The organism is Halorussus salilacus, assembly GCF_024138125.1.
In the GTDB taxonomy this organism is placed as follows: Archaea; Halobacteriota; Halobacteria; order Halobacteriales; family Haladaptataceae; genus Halorussus; species Halorussus salilacus.
Genome location: NZ_CP099993.1, coordinates 2533763 through 2551680, shown reverse-complemented (window position 1 = coordinate 2551680; position 17918 = coordinate 2533763). Strand labels below are relative to the sequence as shown.

Here is a 17918-nt window from a genome sequence, read left to right as displayed (position 1 = left end):
GCCGCCGAACGGCGGCGAAACCGCCGTACCTCGTAACCGCCAGTCCGACTAACCTGAAATACGGCTGAGCCAAAACCGAAGACGATCAGCGGACCGGACGCTATCGAACACACGGGTCGCCGTGACCGCGAGCGAGACGGCGGACCGTCGCCGTCTCGCTCGCGGTCGCGACTCCCCCGAAATTGGGGTGTGCCAACAGGGTCGAAACGGGGTTACGCCACGCCGTCGAGGAAGTTCCGGATCACGTCGTGACCGACGGCCGTGAGCACGCTCTCCGGATGGAACTGGACGCACTCGATGGGGTGGTCCCGGTGGCGGATACCCATCACCAGTTCCGTTCCCTCGTGGTCGGTCGTCGCGGTCACCTCGAAGCAGTCGGGGACCTCGGTCGCGACCAGCGAGTGGTACCGACCGGCACGGAACCCCTGCTCCAGCCCCGCGTAGACCCCCCGCCCGTCGTGGGCGACCGGGAAGGCCTTTCCGTGAATCGGTTCGGGCGCGCGCCCAACCGACCCCCCGTAGGCGTAGACCGCGGCTTCGAGGCCGAGACACACCCCGAGCGTCGGCACCTCCGGACTCACCTCTCGGAGCACGTCGAGCGTGACGCCCACGTCTCGGTCGTTCTCGGGGTGGCCCGGACCGGGCGAGATGACGACGGCGTCGGGGTCGGTCTCGCGCACGTCGGCCAGCGAGGCGGTATTCCGAACCACCTCGGTGTCGGCGTGTTCGCTGGTGTACTCCACGAGGTTGTACGTGAACGAGTCGAAGTTGTCCACGAACAGCACCTCGGTCATCGTCCCACCTCCGGCGGGCGGGAGACCTCTATCTCCCGGAGCGCGGTCAGCACGCCGTCCATCTTCTTCTCGGTCTCCTCGTACTCGGAGGCCGGGTCGCTGTCGGCGACGATGCCAGCGCCCGCCTGCACCGTGATGCGGTCGGGGTCGCCGCCCTCGTGCTCGACCGTCGCGGTCCGGATGACGATGGCGAAGTCGGCGTCGCCGGTCCACGAGTAGTAGCCCACGCCGCCGCCGTACAGCCCGCGGGCCGAGCGTTCGAGGTCGTCGATGATCTCCATCGCCCGTATCTTGGGCGCGCCCGACAGCGTCCCGGCGGGGAACGCCGCGCGCGTCGCGTCGAACGGGTTCGAGTCGTCGGCGAGTCGCCCCGTGACGGTGCTCTCGATGTGCTGGACGTGGCTGTACTTGAGGACGTTCATGAACTCGTCGACGCTGACGCTTCCGGGTTCGCTCACCCGGCGCACGTCGTTTCGCGCGAGGTCGACGAGCATGGTGTGCTCGGCGCGCTCCTTGCCGTCGGCGAGCATCTCGCCCGCGAGTCGGCGGTCCTCGACCGGACTCGACCCTCGCGAGCAGGTGCCCGCGATGGGGTTGGCCATCACCTCGCGGCCCCGGACCGACACCAGCGTCTCGGGGCTCGCGCCGACCACGGTCAGGTCGTCGTAGCCCAACAGATACATGTACGGCGAGGGGTTCACGTCCCGGAGCGCCTCGTAGAACCCCAGCGGGTCGATGTCCCCGCGGAGTTCGCGCTTGCGCGAGATGACGCCCTGATAGATGTCGCCGTCGAGGACGTGCTCCTTGGCGGTCCGGACCGCGTCCTCGTACTCGTCTCGCGGTCCCGCGGTTTCGTCCTCCCGGACGAACCCGTCCGTCTCGGGCGGGGTGGTCCCGTCGAGCAGGGCGGCCACGCGGTCGGCCTCGGCCCGGAATTCGTCGTACACCGTCTCGGGGTCGTCGTCGGGTCCCACCACGGGCGTGAACACGAGCGAGACTGTCCCGGCGAGGTGGTCGAAGGCGACGGTCTTGGTGTTGAGGACGAACCGGGCGTCCGGAAACCGCGACTCGGGACGCTCGACTCCCACCTCGTCGAGCCAGAGGTCGTACACCGCGTCGTAGGCGAGAAAGCCGACCAGTCCCCCGTCGAAGTGCTGGCGGTCCACGTCGCCCTCACCCGGGAATCCACGCCGCTCGGCGTCCGGCAGGGCGGTTCGGAGCGCGTCGAGGGTGTCGCCCGCGGCGTCGGGCGAGACGTACTCGCCCGCGCGGCCGCCCAGCGACTCGACCGACACCTCCCCGGGTTCGACCGTCACGACCGCGTCCGGGTCGTAGCCCACGTAGGAGTAGCGGGCGTGGCGGTCGCCCGACGACCCCGGCGAGAACGCGCCGTCGGGGTCGCTGGAGGCGGTCTTCTCGGCGCTCTCCAGCAGGAAGGCGTAGTCGGCGGGGTCGCGGTCGGTCGACCGTCCCGTGAGCGCGGCGTAGGCCGACAGCGGCGCGGTCTCGGCGTCGAGCTCGACGGCGGTTCGGACGACCGTGCGGTCGTCGCTCTCGGCGAGTTCGACGAATCGCTCGCGTTCTGGCGTCATGGCGTCGGCGTTCGTGGCGTCAGAAGTCATGGCGTCGATGTCTCCAGCGCGCACTTGGCGTCGTCGACGAACGCGGCGACGGCTTCGGGGTCCTTCCGGCCGCCCGACGACTCCACGCCGCTCGCCACGTCCACCGCGAACGGTTCGACCGCGCGGACCGCGTCGCCGACGTTCTCGGGCGTCAGGCCGCCAGCGAGCACGACCGGCGAGTCGAGGTCGGCCGCGACCGACGCGGTGCGCTCCCAGTCGTGAGTCCGGCCGGTGCCGCCCGCGCCGTCGTCGTCCACCGAATCGACGAGCAACGCGTCGGCGACCTCGTCGTATCGGCGGGCCGCCCCGGGGTCAGCGGCGTCGACGGCCTTGATGACGTGAGCGTCGACGTTCGACTGGAGGTACGCGAGGTCGCCGACGGTCATCTCGCCGTGGACCTGAATCGCGTCGGGTTCGACGGCGCGCGCGAGGTCGGCGGCGCAGTCGGGCGCGTCGGACATCGTCACCAGCACCGTGGTCACGAACGGTGGGGCCGCATCGGCGAGGTCGGCGGCCAGCCGCGGGTCTATCTCTCGCGGCGAGTCGACCGGAACGTCCACGAGCAGACCGACCGCGTCGGTACCAGCCTCGACCGCGAGGTCGAGGTCCTCCCGGGAGGTGATGCCACAGACTTTCACGCGGGTCATGCCGTCACGGTCCCTCGGAGCCGTTCGAGCTGGTCGGCCGCGCCGCCGTCGTCGATTGCCTTCGCCGCGCGCTCGACGCCGTCTTCGAGCGAGTCGGCCTCCCCGGCGACGTAGACCGCCGCCCCGGCGTTGGCGAGGATGATGTCGCGCTTCGCGCCGGTCACGTCCCCCTCGACGATGCCCCGAAGGTCGGCGGCGTTCTCCTCGGGGGTGCCGCCTGCCACGTCGGTCACGTCGCGTCGGTCCAGTCCGAGGTCGGCGGGCGCGAGGCCGTACTCCTCGATGTCGTCGCCGCGGACCTCCGCGACGGTCGTCTCGTCGTGGACTGCTATCTCGTCCATGCCAGAGCCGTGGACGACCAGCGCGCGCTCTACGTCCATCCGGGCGAGTGCGCGCGCGAGCACGGGCACGAGGTCGGGGTCGTAGACGCCGACGATCTGGGCGTCGGCACCCGCGGGGTTCGTGAGGGGGCCGAGGACGTTGAACACGGTCCGCATGCCGAGTTCCTTCCGCGGGCCGATGACCGCCTTCATCGCGGGGTGGAAGACGGGCGCGAGCATGAACCCGATGCCGTCGTCCTCGATGGCGGCCTCGACCGCTGGCGGTTCGGCGTCGATCTCGACGCCGACCTCCTCCAGCACGTCGGCGCTCCCCGACGAGGAGGACACCGAGTAGTTGCCGTGCTTGGCCACGGGGACGCCAGCGCCGCTGGCGACGATGGCGCTCGTGGTCGAGACGTTAATGGTGTCGTAGTCGTCGCCGCCGGTTCCGCAGGTGTCGACGAGCGGCGAGCGGTCGGGGTCGATGGTCCGGGCGGCGTCGGCCATCCCCTGTGCGAACCCCGCGATTTCGTCCTCGGTCTCGCCCTTCGCGCGGAGGGCGGCGAGCAGTGCGCCGATCTGTGCGTCGGTCGCGTCCTCGAAGACGGCTGCGGCCGCCTCGCGCGCTTCGTCGAGCGAGAGGTCCCGTCCGTCGGTGACGCGTTCGATGGAGTCCTGCATTTGGAATCACCAATGTACTTCTTCGTCTTGTGATGAACACATCCGTACATCGACTTAAAGGTGTCGGGGTGGTCCGTCCGGTCGGGGCCGACCGGTAGCGGTGGGAACGCGTCGCTCGCGACGCGTTCCCACCGCTACCGAGTATCCTTCTCGGAAAATCGCTGGACCGCGTCGTAATCCGAAAGGTTCAATTATACCCCGGACAAACCCAGAAATGCGTCCGACGAAGACCGCACCGAAATGGGTTTGTGGTCTAGTTGGTTATGACACCTCCTTGACATGGAGGAGGTCGGCAGTTCAAATCTGCCCAAACCCACTCCACTTCCTTCGTTTCCGAATCGGAGATTCGTCTTGATCGTCGCGTCCCCGAGGACGCTATTTTCGCAGAGTACGCTGACCGCGCCGACTCCCAACGTTCGCGCTCACGTCGAGTCCGTCGACGCGCATGCGGAGTCGCGTTCGGCGTCGCACATGCTCCGGAACCGCTCGTAGGTCCCGTCGGAAACCGCCTCGGGCGCGATGCAGTAGACGCCGCGAGCGCCGTGAGCTCGCACCCGGTTCGCCAGCGTCTGGAAGAACCGACACACCCGCGATTCCTCCGAGTACACGAGCAGGACGCCGAGCGCGTCGAGAAGCACCCATCCGGTCCCCGATTCGATGTGGCGGACGGCGTCCGAGAACCGCATTCCGAGGCCGGTCAAGTCGTTCGGTCTGACGGGGTCGGTCGTCCAGAGGTCCCCGTCGTAGTCTCCGGCGGCGGGGACGACCGGCACCACGCCGACGGTGGCGGTGTCGTGGCCCTCGCGTTCGAGTCGCGCCTCGATCTTGGTCGGATGGTCGCGCACGGCGATGATGAGGAGGTTGTCGTAGGCGCAGTCGGGTAGCTCCGCCAGCGGGGACGCGTTCGCTGGCGTCGACACCAGCGTCTGGGTCCCCGCTCCCCCGAATCCCTCCCGGGTCGGCTCCGACCGCGGAGCCGACCCGGGTTCGGACTCGGGTTCGGACCCGAGTCCGGACTGAGACCCGATACCGATCCGGGACCCGGCCCCGGAGCCGACCGCGTCCTCCACGGCTCTACGCCTCCTGTAGCTCCGGCGGCGCTTCGTTCGCCGCGGCGGCGTGACGCGTGAAGTAGACGTGCGCGAGCGCGACGGCGGCGTAGGCGGCCACGATGAGCGTCGCCAGCAGGACGTCGGCGACCAGCGAGAAGGGCGGAAGGCCGAGCCACGCCGCCGTCAGCACACCGAGTCCGGCGACAGCGAGACCGAGATACCAGTTGCACCACGGGATATCGGGCTGGGCGTCGAGGTCCAGATACACGTCGAGTTGCTCGGATGCGTCCGAGAGTTCGACGATGCCGCGGTTCTGGTTGTACTCGACGATGCTCGCGTCGTCCAGCTTCGGCAGGTGAGACTGGTAGAGGGCGGTGTACACGCGCTTTCGCTCGGCCGCGGAGATCGCGTCGACGGTCGTGTCGTTCTCCCACGCCGCGACCTGCTCGGCGAGCTCCGAGAGTTGGACGGAGCCGTCGGCTCGACGCAGGTAATGGAGGGCGTACCGCCGCCGTCGATTCTTCAGAACGTCGAAGACGAGGTCTCGGGAGAGTTCCTCGGTCGTCTCCTCCTCCCGGGAGTCGACCGCGTCGGAGACCCGACCGTCGGCGACGGTCGCCTCCTCTTGGCCCGGAGTCTCCTCCGGTTCGGTGCTTCCTGTTCCGGATGAGTCACCAATGGTGCTCATTAATATGCCACCCCTTGCTCGTAACCCAGCATGGATAGAACACATCGCCCGGATTAGCCTTTGTTATTCACCATTTACCTATCGGAAACCGTTGCTTACGAACTGTTGCACGTCCGTTTCACCCCGCCGCCTTCTGTCGGTAACCGGCACTTACTCCCCGTTTTCGGAGGGTCCAGCGAACTGCAGAATCGTGCTAATACGTCACAGGTTTTCGTGGATGCCGAGCACGAGTGCCGGAACGACGATCATAAACAGATGTTCCTCTATCGGGATGCCGAGAACGTCGACCCCGGTCCGAAGTTCGATGGCGAACACGCCGATATGAAGCGTGTACCAGTCCCACACGTACGCGATGGGGTAGAGAACGGCGATGGTACGCGCGGCCCGGGTCAGCGCCCCCGCACGGTAAAGGAGCCCTACCGCGACCGTCCCCCAGACCACCTCGGTTACGAGGTAGGTGTACTCGCCGAACGCCGCGCCGATGTCGGGTATCACGCGGGTCGCTACGGCGGGAAGCGTCAAAATCCCTCTGCCCGAATGCGGTAACTTTCAAGAGCGTCGCGCGTGTCGGTTCAAACGAAGATGGACATCTCCGACATTGCCACTACCGATTACATCGAAATCGAGGCCGAATCCAACCTCGGGAAGGCGCGCTCGATCTTCGAGGAAGAGAATCCGAAAGGCATCATCGTGATGAGAGCGGGCGAGTACGAGGGCGTGCTCACCCAGAAGCAACTGCTCCGCTCGCACATCGAGGACCACACCAAGGTCGAGACGCTCGCCAAGTCGGCACCCAAGGTCGAGCGAACCGACAACGTCCGGGACGTCGCCCGGTCGCTGGTCGAGGGCGGCACCAAGGTCGCTCCCGTCTTCGAGGGCGGCGAACTCTGGGGCGTGGTCGACGAGGACAACATCCTCGAAGGCGTCCTCGAACACCTCGACACCCTGACCGTCGAGGACATCTTCACCGAGAACGTCATCACCGTCGGGGAGGACGCGACCCTCGGGCAGGCCATCAACCGACTCCGCGAACACGGCATCTCGCGCCTCCCGGTCGTCGACGACGACGGCTTCCTCACCGGCGTCGTGACGACCCACGACGTGGTCGACTTCGCGACCCGAAACGAACAGCGCATCACCGGAAAGGGCGACCGCGCGGGCGACCTCGACCGGATGCTCGACCTCCCCGTCTACGACGTGATGTCGAGTCCGGTCGAGACCACCTCGCTCGGCGAGTCGGTCCGCGACGCCGTCTCGCGCATGCTCGACAGCGACTACGCCGGTCTCGTCGTCACCCCCGAGGACGACGACCGCGTGGTCGGCGGCGTCCTCACCAAGACCGACGTGTTGCGCGCGCTGTCGTACACCGAAGAGGACGTGATGGACGTGCAGATAACCAACATCAAACTCCTCGATACCATCAGCCGTGCCGACATCCGCGAGTCCATCTCGGAGATATCGGACAAGTACCAGAAGATGCAGGTCCGTCACGCCCACGTCCGGTTCCAGGAGCACAAGGAGACGCTCCGGGGCACGCCGCTCATCCAGTGTGCCATCCGCCTGCGGACCAACCGCGGACAGGTCGCGGGGTCGGGCGAGGGCTACGGTGCCGAGCAGGCGTTCAGCGTCGCGCGCGACAAGCTGGAGCGCAACGTCCTCGAAGTGAAGGGCGTCCAGAGCGACCGCGAGTACGAGGGCCAGCTCCTGCGGAAGCTCGGCGAGCTCTGAGACGGGAAAACTGCGATTTTAGACTTATTCGGGCCGAGGTGCGGCCTTCTGAAGTGCGGTCTCGGCGACGTTGCCGCCGTAGTCGCCGCTTCTGGACAGCGAGTCGACGATGAGCCCGAGCAGTTGAGCCTGCTGGGCGTCGAGGTCCCGTATCTGGTCGTCGACGGTTCGGGTGTGCTGGTCTATCTCCCGGACGTGCTCGCGGGCCTCGTTGGCGAGCGCGGTCGCCTCCGCGCTGTCGTCGAGCAGGAGGGCGTCCATCGCGGTGTTGACGATCTCGGCGGCGTCGGCGTGGAGGCCTCCGAGTGACTCGGCCACCTCCTCGGGAATCTCGCCGAGCTGGCGGGCGTGCTGGGCCATCTTCGCGGCGTGGTCGGCGATCCGCTCCAGCTGACGCGCGCTGGAGTGGTAGTCGAAGCAGACCTCGCGGGGAATCCCGAGTTCCTCGGCGGCCTTCGGCGTCCTGAGCGTGGCCCGGAAGATGCGCGAGACCATGAACCACAGGCGGTCGACGTCGTCGTCGCGCTCGATGACGTCCTCGGCGAGCGAGTCGTCGTTCTCGCAGATGGCGGTTACCGCGTCTTCGAGCATGCTCAAAGAAATGAGTCGCATGCGCGTGACCGCGTTGTGGACCGACAGCTCCGAGGAGTCGAGCAGGTCCTGAATGACCACCCGGTCGCCGGTCTCCTCGATGACCTCCAGTCCGACGAGACTCTGGGTCGCCTGTCGGATGGCCTGACGCTGGTCGGCGTCGATGCGCCCCGATTCGAGCACCATCACGTCGAAGCCGCTGACGTACATCGTCATCACGGTCCGGGTGAGGCTCTCGCCACGGAGGTCGGTGATGTCGAGGGTCCCCTCGGACTTCTCGTCCGAATCGCGGGGCGTGACCACGAGCGAGTCGTCCTGCGGGTAGAACGCGAGTCGCTCGCCCGCCTCGATGCCGTTATCGGTCGCCCAGTCCTTCGGAATCGAGACCGTGAACGTCGAACCGCCCGTGACCTGCACCTTCCGGGTTTCCATGTGCGTACGTCACATTCGATTAGGGATAAATCCACCTATCTCTATATACCGAGTTCGGGTTCAGGATTCCGAGCAGACACGTAGAACCCTCAGCCGATTTCAACGGGCTAATTGAGCCGTTACCCGGCGTTTCTCGACATCACGCGACCTGCCGAGAGCCGAGAATCTTCGAGCTCTCTTCGCCATTTCGTCCCCTTGAGAGCGTGCATCAACCCAACACTATATAGACTTCATAGTAGAGTATTTACATCGACTACGTCCTCGTTTCAGGTGATGACAGACACGGAGCGACCGACGTTCGAATCGCGACGAAAGTTCCTCGTCGGCACGGGTGCGCTCGGCGCGGCCGCCCTAGCTGGTTGCATCGGCGAGAACGGCGGCGGTTCGGGTGGGTCCGACACCGAGACGGAAGAAGGAGGCAGTGGCCTCTCGGGTGACGTGACGGTCACCGGGAGCAGTACGGTGTACCCGGTCTCGGTCGCGATGGCCGAGGAGTTCGAGAAGGAGAACGAGGAGGTCGACATCTCGGTCGACTCGACCGGGAGCGGCGGCGGGTTCGAGAACCACTTCTGTCCGGGCAACTCCGACATCAACGGCGCGTCCCGTCCCATCACCGAGGAAGAAGAGGAGAACTGCGGCGAGAACGACGTCGACCCGCGGGAGTTCCAGATCGCGAGCGACGCGCTCACGGTCGTCGTCAACACCGAATCCGACATCGAGAGCATCACGTTCGACGAACTCGCTCAGATCTGGGAGCCCGACGGCGCGGAGACGTGGAGCGACGTGCGCGACGACTGGCCCGACGAGAAACTCGAACTGTACGGGCCCGCCTCGACCTCCGGCACGTTCGACTGGTTCACCGAGAACGTCGTCGGTGAAGCGGGCTCTCACCGCGATGACTACGAACCCACCGAGGACGACAACAAGATCATCGAGGGCGTCGAGGGTTCGGAGAACGCGATGGGCTACCTCGGGTACTCCTACTATCAGGAGAACAGCGACCGCGTGAAGGCCGTCAACGTCGCCGAGGAAGACGTCTCGAATGCGGTCAAGCCGAACCTCGAAAACGCCAAGTCGGGCGACTACCCGATGGCGCGCCCGCTGTTCATCTATCCGGCGGCCGAGTCGATTCAGGAGAAAGACCAGGTCTACGAGTTCCTGAAGTACTACATCGAGCAGTCCGAGACCGACATCGTGAGCGAGATCGGCTACGTGCCCGCGAACGCCGATCTGCGCGACCAGAACCTCGACGAACTCGACGAGATTCGCAACGAGTAGCCGAGCGCCGAATCACCTACCTTTACCACCTCCACCGTGAACAACGAACCGATGAGCGAGGAACCAGCGCGGCCGGAGTTCGCGGGCGAGAACCGCACCCGGTCGGCCAAGGAGTCCGCCATCAAGTGGTTCCTGTTCGTGTGCGCGGCGCTTTCGGTGTTCGTGACGCTCGCCATCGTGGCGACGTTGCTGTTCGACGCCATCGAGTTCTTCACGCGGGTGTCGCCCGTGGCGTTCTTCACCGGCACGAGCTGGAGCCCCAAGATCGGCGAGTCGTTCGGCGTCCTGCCGCTCGTGAGCAACACGCTGGCGGTGACCGTGCTGTCGGCGTTGGTAGCGATTCCCGTCGGGACCGCCTCGGCGGCGTACCTCAGCGAGTACGCGACCGACCGCACGCGGTCGGTGCTCAAGCCCGCGCTCGAAGTGCTGGCGGGCATCCCGACGGTCGTCTACGGCTTCTTCGCGCTCGTGTACGTCACACCGGCGCTTCAGGCGGTCGGGGTCCCGGTCAGCACGTTCAATCTGCTGAGCGCGTCCCTCATGGTCGGCGTGATGATCATCCCGATGGTGTCGAGCCTCAGCGAGGACGCGATGAGCGCGGTGCCCGACTCGCTCCGACAGGGCGCGTACGGACTCGGCGCGACCAAGTTCGAGGTGACGACGACCGTCGTCATCCCGGCCGCGGTTTCGGGAATCTTCTCGTCGTTCATCCTCGCGCTCTCGCGGGCCATCGGCGAGACGATGATCGTGGTGGTCGCCGCGGGGATGAGCCCGCAACTGTTCCCGAGTCCGTTCAGTTCGATTCAGCCGATGACCTCCGCGATGGTCCAGCTCTCGACCAGCGACCTCGCGGGCGGTACCGCCGCCTACTACGCGCTTTTCGCCATCGGTCTCACGCTGTTCGTCATCACGTTCTCGATGAACGTCGCGAGCAACTGGGTGGCCTCGCGCTACCGGGAGGAGTACGAATGAACACAGAGGTGATGCGATAATGGCAACCGAGCGTTCGACCCGCGAGGAGTCGTGGTACGGGACCGGCGAGGGAGTGAACCAGCTTCGCGGGCGACTGTTCAAGTGGGGGTGTCTGGGCGCGATGCTGTTCGGTATCGCGATGGTGTTCGTGTTACTGGCGTACGTCGCGCTCGACGCGATTCGGCCGCTCACGGCCGACCCCGGCTGGCACCTCACCTTCTTCCTCGCGCTGGTCGCGCCGACGACCGCACTCGTCGGCTACTACGGCCTCCGCGACCGGCGTTCCGGTTGGGTCGGCGCGACCGCGACCGCGCTCCCGGCGTTCTGCCTCCTCATCGGGTCGGGCATCGCGCTCCTGCTCGTCGAGGTGTTCCGGCCCATCGAGTGGTTCGGGTCCACGCTCGCGCTCCTGCTCGCGGTCGGCGCGATCTACGCCCACCGGCGGTTCCGGTCCGACCCCGTGGCCTTCGAGCCGACCCTCGTCGCGGTCGCGGCGCTCGTGTTCGCGCTCGTCGGCGTCCCGGGTGCGGTCCCCAGCCTGAGCCGCATCCTCCAGAACGCGCCGCTCGCGCTCAACCACGCGACCATGATGCTCTACTCGTTCGCGGCCCCGGTCGCGATACTCGCGGGATGGGTGGTCGCCCGACGCCGCGAGAGCAGGCGCGACGGCGCGGTCGCCGTCGCGCTCACGCTCGTTGTCGCCGTCTTCGCGGTGTTCTCGGCTCCTGCGGTCGGCATCGACGACTACCTGCTCATCGTGCTGAGCCTGTCGGTCGCCGTCCCGTCCGCGCTCTACGTCGGGGGCGTGGTTCGCGAACGCCAGCACCTCGCGGGACTCGCGCTCCCGGTCGTGGTGTACGCCGGGATGTTCGTCGGCGCGGCGGCGGTCGAAGCGTTCGGCTTCGCCGGGCCCGAGGCGTGGCTCGACTGGCAGTTCCTGACGAACTCCCACTCGCGGTTCGCCGAGGAGGCGGGCATCTACCCCGCGCTCGTGGGTTCCATCATGATGATGCTGGTCATCGTAGTCTCGGCGTTCCCGGTCGGCGTCGCGGCCGCGGTCTACCTCGAAGAGTACGCGCCCGACACCGGACGCCTCGGCTGGGTCGTGAGCCTCATCGAGACGAACATCGCCAACCTCGCGGGCGTCCCGTCGGTCGTCTACGGCCTGCTCGGCCTCGCGCTGTTCATCCGGTACGCCGGGATGAACACCGGGTCGGTCATCGTGGGCGGGTTCACGGTCGGCCTGCTCATCCTGCCCATCGTCATCATCTCGGCCCAGGAGGCCATCCGAGCGGTCCCGAGTTCGATGCGTCAGGCCTCCTACGGGATGGGCGCGACCAAGTGGCAGACCGTCCGGAACGTCGTGCTCCCCGAGGCGCTCCCGGGCATCCTGACGGGGAACATCCTCGCGTTCGGTCGGGCCATCGGCGAGACCGCGCCCCTGCTGATGATCGGGGCGGCCGCGGTCGTGTTCAGCCCGCCCGGCGGGTTCACCGAGAAGTTCAGCGCGATGCCGCGCCAGATTTTCGCGTGGTCCCACGAACCCTCGGCCGAGTTCCGGTACGGCGTCCTCGCGGCCGGTGTCGTTACCCTGCTGGTCGTGTTGCTGTCGATGAACGCCGCGGCGATACTCATCCGAAACAAGTACCAACGGAGGTCCTAATCCATGAGCAACGAGAACGTGACGACTTCGAATCCCGACGCCGAGACCCAGACAGACACCGACGAATCGATCTCGTCGCCGACTCCGGGGACGGAAGCGGTCGATACCGGCCGAACGTCCGGGGCCTCCGGGTCCGAGCGCACGGTCATCGAATCGCGCGACCTCGACGTCTATTACGGCGACACGCAGGCGCTCGATAGCATCGACATCGAGATTCCCGAGCGACAGGTGACCGCGATGATCGGCCCGTCGGGGTGTGGCAAGTCCACCTTCCTCCGCTGCATCAACCGGATGAACGACCTCATCGACGCCGCCCGCGTCGAGGGCGACCTGCTGTTTCAGGGCAAGAACGTCTACGACGAGGACGTGGACCCGGTCGCGCTGCGGCGGCGCATCGGGATGGTGTTCCAGCAACCCAACCCCTTCCCCAAGAGCATCTACGACAACGTCGCCTACGGGCTCCGGCTCCAGAACCGGACCGAGGACCTAGACGAGAAGGTCGAGAACGCGCTCAAGGGCGCGGCGCTCTGGGACGAGGTCAAAGACCAGCTCGACGAGTCGGGCCTCGAACTCTCGGGCGGCCAGCAACAACGGCTCTGCATCGCGCGGGCCATCGCGGTCGACCCCGAGGTCATCCTGATGGACGAGCCCGCGAGCGCGCTCGACCCGGTCGCGACCTCCCAGATAGAGGACCTCATCGACGAGCTCGCCCGGGACTACACCGTCGTCATCGTGACCCACAACATGCAGCAGGCCGCGCGCATCTCGGACAAGACCGCGGTGTTCCTGACCGGCGGCGAACTCGTCGAGTTCGACGACACCCAGAAGATATTCGAGAACCCCGAACACCAGCGCGTCGAGGACTACATCACCGGGAAGTTCGGATAGAGACGGTTCGCGAGCGAGGCGATTCGCCGACGGCGAATCGCCTCGCTCGCGGGTGAACCGCGGTGCGCTCGGCGGGCAGAGAAGTACGCTGGCGCGCCCGGCGGGCAGAGAAGTGCCACGAGGGAAAAGTACAACAGCCAAACGCGCGAAACCCGAACAATGCCACGAAAGGACTATCAAGAGCAGTTGACCGAGCTACAGGAGAACGTCCTGTACATGAGCGAGGTCGTGATGGAACGGCTCCGGATGGGGCTTGACGCCCTCGAACAGAAGGACGACGACCTCGCGTGGGAAGTCATCGAGGGCGACGAGGAGGTCAATCAGCTCTACCTCGAACTCGAACAGGACTGCATCGACCTGCTGGCGCTGCAACAGCCGGTCGCCAGCGACCTCCGGATGATCGCGGCGTCGTTCAAGATAATCACCGACCTCGAACGCATCGGCGACCTCGCCACCAACCTCGGGGAGTACACCCTCCAAGCCGACCAAGACGTGTTCCCCGAGGTCGACATCCAGGAGCTCGGGGCGCTCACGCTCGACATGATCGAGGACGCGATGGACGCCTACAGCGAGCAGGACGCCGATGGCTGTTACGACATCTCCGAGCGCGACGACGACCTCGACGCGCTCTGCGAGCGCGCGAGCGAAATCGTGGTCAGGGACCTCATCGAGACCGAACTGGAGGACAACACGGAGGAGGAGGTCGAGACGCTACTGCAGGACGTCTCGCGGCTGTTGCTGACGGTCAGGGACCTCGAACGCATCGGCGACCACGCGGTCAACATCGCCGCGCGGACCCTCTACATGGTCGAGAACAACGACGAACTCATCTACTGACGGCCGACCTCCACGAGCGAACCGGGCGGGATTCGACGGTCAGGGCTCCGAAGCCGGAGTGGCGCGACCGCTCGTCGCGAGCATGCGCTTGGTGTACCACGCCGAGAACCGGGCGAGACCGTTGAGAAGGTGGAGCGACCCGATTCCCAGGACCGCGCCGAACGCCGCGACCGCGAGCGCCTCCGCGAGCGTCGTCACCTGCCACGACCCGAGGTGGACGACCGTCTCGATGCCCACGAGCAGTTGGTTCCAGGCGACGTACAGCGACGGGTGGAACTCGACGGGCGCGTCGGTCACGACGCCGACGTAGACGCCGGGCTGGTCGTAGACGAACGGGACGACGAGGAGGCTCGTCGCGGTGACCAACAGCGTCGTGACGACCACGAACGAGACGAGGCCGATGACGAACTTCGACCCGAGGTAGACCACCGCCTTCCATGTGCCCGCGTCGGACACGAGGCGCTTGGCGCGCCCGACCAGCGAGTCGGGGGTCTCTCCGCCGACGGTCGGGATGTCGACCCCGAGAAGCAACGTCGCGAGTTCGCGTTCGACCGTCGCCAGCCCGGTCGAGACCGCGAGGACGGCGAGCAGGATGGGAATGCCCACGACGGTGATCGCGAGCCCGACGCCCAGCGACAGGCCGACCGAGAGGAACACGAAGTACAGCAGGCCGAGCGGGAACGCGAGCGCGAGGTACAACAGATTCCGGTAGGTCTGGAGTCGGAACGGAACCCCGAAGACCCCGCGGAGACCGTCGGCCACGCCCGCGTCGTGCCGGTTCGAAGACATTCGACTCGACGGGAATTCAGCATCCGATGTAATAAGCCTACTGCTGGTTCGCCGGGAGAGCGACCGTCCGTGTCGTTTTAACTACCGGCCGTTCGAAGACGCGAGCGGACGGCGATGGAATGCGTGCCCGACTCGGTCGAGGACCGACGGTCGCCGACTCGCGACGACGGGAGGTCGTCGCGATGAGCGACGACGCGACGGTGGTGTTCGACCTGCTCGACGACGAGTACGCCCGCGACATCCTCGCGGAGACCTACGAGGAGCCGATGTCGGCCGAGGCGCTCGCCGACGCCTGCGACGCCTCGCCGTCGACCATCTACCGGCGAATCGAGCGACTCCGGGACCAGCGACTGCTCGCCGACGACCAGCGCCTCGACCCGGACGGCAACCACTACAAGGTGTACACCGCCAACCTCCAGCGGGTCACGGTCGAACTCACCGCCGACGGCTTCGAACTCGACGTGGACCGCGAGGAGGACCCGGCAGACCGCTTCACCAGACTCTACGAGGGGTTCAAGCGATGACGGGAGTCGTGCTCCAGACGGCCGTGGGCGGGTCCGGGCTCGTCGTGGCGCTCGCGCTCGCGGGGTTCGGCCTCGCGGCGGTCCTGTCGGTGCTGGTGGTCGTCCGGCTGATTCGGGGCTACCGGCGCAACGGGACGCGCCTCATGCTACACCTCGGTGTCGGGCTCGCGTTGCTGGTCACCGCGCCGATATTCCTGCGGCTCGCGTTCGCCAACCTCGTGTCGGTGTCGCCCGCGGCCCGGTCGCTCGCCACGACCGGCCTCGAACTGCTCGGCCTCGCGGCCATCCTGTACGCAATCTATGACCCCTGACATCGTCACCCTCGCGTCGGCGCTCGCGGCGGGCCTCGGCCTGCTGGTCGCCTCCCACGCCTACCGCGGCTACCGCCGCCACGGGAGCAGAGCCATGGGTCTGCTCGCCGTGGGTATCGTCTGCTTCACCGCGATACCGTTCGGCTTCACGGCCCTCGTGGGGCCCGCGCTCGCGTGGTCCGACGGGCTGACGCTGTTGGCCGTCGTGGCCTCGTACAACGTCGGACTGCTCGCCATCCTCTACTCGTTGCGGTAGAACCGATACAAGAGTCTTTCGGCGAGTCGCCCGCCCAGCGACCGTCGACCCCCATTTAACGGCCCGCGCCTCGTCGCTCGAAACGAGGTGATTACGCGTGACGACATCGCTGGGTGACGCCGCGACCGCGTTCGTCGGCGTCCCCGCACGAACCCAGACGTACCGAAACCTGCTGTACCTCCTCGTGGCGTTCCCGCTGGGGACCGCGTACTTCGTGGTTCTCACGGCCGGGCTCTCGATGGGCACCGGACTCGCCATCACCGTGTTCGGCGTGCCGATACTGCTCGCCACGCTCGCGCTCGCGCATGTGCTGACCAACGTCGAGGCCGTACTCGCGAACCGACTGCTCGGGACCGACGCGTCGAGCGCGTCGCTGAACGCCGACGACGGACTGCTCGCGGCCGCCAAGCGACTGGTGACCGCGCCGCGGACGTGGCTCGGTCTCGTCCTCCTGTTCGGCCGGTTCGTCTACGGCATCGTCGCGCTCACCGCGCTCACCACGCTCGTGTCGCTTTCGGTCTCGATGCTGGCGGCCCCGGTGACCTACTCGACCGCCTACCACGTCGGTCTGCAGCTGGGCGGCGCGTCGGTCGGCCCCTTCGAATCCGGCACGCTCGTGGTCGACACCTTCCCCGAGGCGGTCGGTGTCGCGGTCGCGGGGCTGGCGGTCGGGGTCGTCTCGTTGCACCTCCTGAACGGTCTCGCGCGGGTCTGGGGCGTCGCCACCGAGGCCCTGCTCGGAACCGCGACGACGAACTGAGCGCCGGGCTCGCACGCCGACGCTCTCGGTCCTTCGCTGGCGCTCTCGGTCCTCCTCTTTCGTTCCACCCCGCTTCTCGTCTCTCTCCTTTCGGTACGGAATCAGTCGGTCGGCGACTACCCGCAGAAACAGCCGATTCGAATCCGACGCCGTCCGGTCAGTCCAGCGCGGTGACCGACACGTCGCCGTTGCTGGAACGCAACCGCACCTCGGCGTCGGCGTCCGCGACGCCCGCCTCGGCGTACTCGTCGGCCCGCGTCTCGGCCTCGAACGACTCGTCGAGCGAGACCTCGCCGCGCTCGGTCCGGAGGAGTATCCGGGCGTCGAGGTCGGTCGGAACGGCCGCCTCGACGTCGCCGTTCCACGTCTCGACGCGAACGTCGTCCCGGACCGCCGGAATCTCGACTTCGAGGTCGCCGTTCCGGGACTCCGCGCGGTCGAGGCCGCCGACGTTCCGGACCGTCACGTCGCCGTTCCGGCTCTCGGCGGCGACGTAGCCCGAGACGCCGCGGGCGTCGGCGTCACCGTTTCGCGTCTCGACCGTGACCTCGCCGTCGACGTTCCGGGCGAGCGCGTCGCCGTTGTCCGAGGCTATCGAGACGTCGCCCGACGTTCCGCGGACCTCGACGTCGCCGTTGCTCGACCGCACCGTCTCGACCGTCGCGCCGTCGGGAACCTCGGAGGTCAGGTCGATGGCGGGCGTCCCGCGGAACCACGACCCGTCGTCGTCGGTCCGGGCCTCGACGCTGACGGCGTCGCCCTCGCGGTCGACCGCGACGGTCGCGTCCGAGAGGTCGGCGAACACCGACCCCGACTTCTTGACGGATTCGAGCCGCGAAGCGTCGCCCGACCGGACCGTCACGTCGCCGTTGTCGCCGACCACCGAGAGGGAATCGCCCTCGCCGAGGTCGAGTTGGTGGGTCCCTTCGATTCGCTTGCCGACGAACGGGGTCGCGCCGGTACAGCCCGAGAGGCCGACCAGCGCGGCAGTCGCGCCCGCCCCGAGGAGTCGGCGGCGGTGAGTGTCTATCGTCATGTATCCGCCACTACTCGGGCCGATACCTTAAAAGGGGAATCGCGGGCGC

At 67.1% G+C, this 17918-nt stretch carries 20 protein-coding genes and 1 tRNA gene; 11 read left to right on the top strand and 10 right to left on the bottom strand.

Going from position 1 to position 17918, the window contains the following annotated elements; genetic code table 11:
* Positions 1-212: 212 nt before the first annotated feature.
* The 4 genes from trpG to trpD are packed head-to-tail and all read right to left on the bottom strand — an operon-like array spanning position 213 to position 4064.
* Positions 213-794 (bottom strand): anthranilate synthase component II, encoded by a 582-nt coding sequence (gene trpG / locus NGM10_RS13175; RefSeq protein WP_253479488.1) that lies wholly within the window; start codon positions 792-794, stop codon positions 213-215.
* Positions 791-2416 carry an anthranilate synthase component I gene (gene trpE / locus NGM10_RS13170; protein WP_438267154.1) on the bottom strand — a complete coding sequence of 542 codons (1626 nt, stop codon included), beginning with the start codon at positions 2414-2416 and terminating at the stop codon, positions 791-793. Before trpE ends, trpG begins: the two co-directional genes overlap by 4 nt.
* Entirely contained in the window at positions 2413-3063 is a 651-nt protein-coding gene (locus NGM10_RS13165) for a phosphoribosylanthranilate isomerase (protein ID WP_253479486.1), read from the bottom strand. The genes trpE and NGM10_RS13165 overlap by 4 nt, the downstream gene beginning before the upstream one ends.
* On the bottom strand, positions 3060-4064 hold the full coding sequence (gene trpD, locus NGM10_RS13160) for an anthranilate phosphoribosyltransferase (protein ID WP_253479484.1): 1005 nt from the start codon (positions 4062-4064) through the stop codon (positions 3060-3062). The genes NGM10_RS13165 and trpD overlap by 4 nt, the downstream gene beginning before the upstream one ends.
* 242 nt (positions 4065-4306) lie before the next feature.
* Here trpD and NGM10_RS13155 point away from each other — a divergent pair.
* Positions 4307-4380 (top strand) — tRNA-Val (locus NGM10_RS13155).
* A 106-nt stretch (positions 4381-4486) separates the two neighbouring features.
* Here the strand turns inward: NGM10_RS13155 and NGM10_RS13150 are convergent.
* The 3 genes from NGM10_RS13150 to NGM10_RS13140 form a co-directional block, all read right to left on the bottom strand.
* Positions 4487-5134 carry a DUF7504 family protein gene (locus NGM10_RS13150; RefSeq protein ID WP_253479482.1) on the bottom strand — a complete coding sequence of 216 codons (648 nt, stop codon included), beginning with the start codon at positions 5132-5134 and terminating at the stop codon, positions 4487-4489.
* A 4-nt stretch (positions 5135-5138) separates the two neighbouring features.
* Positions 5139-5804, bottom strand: a complete 666-nt coding sequence (locus NGM10_RS13145) for a DUF7344 domain-containing protein (RefSeq protein WP_253479480.1) — start codon at positions 5802-5804, stop codon at positions 5139-5141.
* Positions 5805-6005: 201 nt separating this feature from the next.
* A complete protein-coding gene (locus NGM10_RS13140; protein ID WP_253479478.1) occupies positions 6006-6299 on the bottom strand; it encodes a lycopene cyclase domain-containing protein in 294 nt (97 codons plus the stop codon).
* A gap of 87 nt (positions 6300-6386) precedes the next feature.
* Here NGM10_RS13140 and NGM10_RS13135 point away from each other — a divergent pair, with 87 nt between their 5' ends.
* Positions 6387-7532 (top strand): CBS domain-containing protein, encoded by a 1146-nt coding sequence (locus tag NGM10_RS13135; protein ID WP_253479477.1) that lies wholly within the window; start codon positions 6387-6389, stop codon positions 7530-7532.
* Positions 7533-7556: 24 nt separating this feature from the next.
* Here NGM10_RS13135 and NGM10_RS13130 read toward each other — a convergent pair whose 3' ends face one another.
* Positions 7557-8555, bottom strand: coding sequence for a phosphate uptake regulator PhoU (locus tag NGM10_RS13130; RefSeq protein WP_253479475.1), 999 nt, complete (start codon positions 8553-8555; stop codon positions 7557-7559).
* Positions 8556-8828: 273 nt separating this feature from the next.
* Here NGM10_RS13130 and NGM10_RS13125 point away from each other — a divergent pair, with 273 nt between their 5' ends.
* The 5 genes from NGM10_RS13125 to phoU all read left to right on the top strand — a co-directional run bounded on the left by NGM10_RS13125 (position 8829) and on the right by phoU (position 14193).
* Positions 8829-9833: a PstS family phosphate ABC transporter substrate-binding protein gene (locus tag NGM10_RS13125; RefSeq protein WP_253479473.1), complete on the top strand. Its 1005-nt coding sequence runs from the start codon at positions 8829-8831 to the stop codon at positions 9831-9833.
* A gap of 51 nt (positions 9834-9884) precedes the next feature.
* Positions 9885-10805, top strand: a complete 921-nt coding sequence (gene pstC / locus NGM10_RS13120) for a phosphate ABC transporter permease subunit PstC (protein WP_253479471.1) — start codon at positions 9885-9887, stop codon at positions 10803-10805.
* Positions 10806-10824: 19 nt separating this feature from the next.
* Positions 10825-12468 (top strand): phosphate ABC transporter permease PstA, encoded by a 1644-nt coding sequence (gene pstA / locus NGM10_RS13115; RefSeq protein ID WP_253479469.1) that lies wholly within the window; start codon positions 10825-10827, stop codon positions 12466-12468.
* A 3-nt stretch (positions 12469-12471) separates the two neighbouring features.
* Positions 12472-13356: a phosphate ABC transporter ATP-binding protein PstB gene (gene pstB / locus NGM10_RS13110; protein WP_253479467.1), complete on the top strand. Its 885-nt coding sequence runs from the start codon at positions 12472-12474 to the stop codon at positions 13354-13356.
* Between the two features lie 159 nt (positions 13357-13515).
* Positions 13516-14193 carry a phosphate signaling complex protein PhoU gene (phoU, locus tag NGM10_RS13105; protein ID WP_253479464.1) on the top strand — a complete coding sequence of 226 codons (678 nt, stop codon included), beginning with the start codon at positions 13516-13518 and terminating at the stop codon, positions 14191-14193.
* 39 nt (positions 14194-14232) lie between these two features.
* On the opposite strand, the gene NGM10_RS13100 is transcribed toward phoU, so the two are convergent.
* Positions 14233-14982 carry a sensor domain-containing protein gene (locus tag NGM10_RS13100; protein WP_253479462.1) on the bottom strand — a complete coding sequence of 250 codons (750 nt, stop codon included), beginning with the start codon at positions 14980-14982 and terminating at the stop codon, positions 14233-14235.
* A gap of 182 nt (positions 14983-15164) precedes the next feature.
* Here NGM10_RS13100 and NGM10_RS13095 point away from each other — a divergent pair, with 182 nt between their 5' ends.
* The 4 genes from NGM10_RS13095 to NGM10_RS13080 all read left to right on the top strand — a co-directional run bounded on the left by NGM10_RS13095 (position 15165) and on the right by NGM10_RS13080 (position 16833).
* On the top strand, positions 15165-15506 hold the full coding sequence (locus NGM10_RS13095; protein WP_253479460.1) for an ArsR/SmtB family transcription factor: 342 nt from the start codon (positions 15165-15167) through the stop codon (positions 15504-15506).
* Positions 15503-15817, top strand: coding sequence for a hypothetical protein (locus NGM10_RS13090; RefSeq protein ID WP_253479458.1), 315 nt, complete (start codon positions 15503-15505; stop codon positions 15815-15817). Before NGM10_RS13095 ends, NGM10_RS13090 begins: the two co-directional genes overlap by 4 nt.
* Positions 15807-16073, top strand: a complete 267-nt coding sequence (locus NGM10_RS13085; protein ID WP_253479457.1) for a DUF7521 family protein — start codon at positions 15807-15809, stop codon at positions 16071-16073. Before NGM10_RS13090 ends, NGM10_RS13085 begins: the two co-directional genes overlap by 11 nt.
* Before the next feature lie 97 nt (positions 16074-16170).
* A complete protein-coding gene (locus tag NGM10_RS13080; RefSeq protein ID WP_253479455.1) occupies positions 16171-16833 on the top strand; it encodes a sensor domain-containing protein in 663 nt (220 codons plus the stop codon).
* A gap of 157 nt (positions 16834-16990) precedes the next feature.
* Here NGM10_RS13080 and NGM10_RS13075 read toward each other — a convergent pair whose 3' ends face one another.
* Complete coding sequence (locus NGM10_RS13075) at positions 16991-17869, bottom strand: DUF4097 family beta strand repeat-containing protein (protein ID WP_253479453.1); 879 nt, start codon at positions 17867-17869, stop codon at positions 16991-16993.
* Positions 17870-17918: the final 49 nt, after the last annotated feature.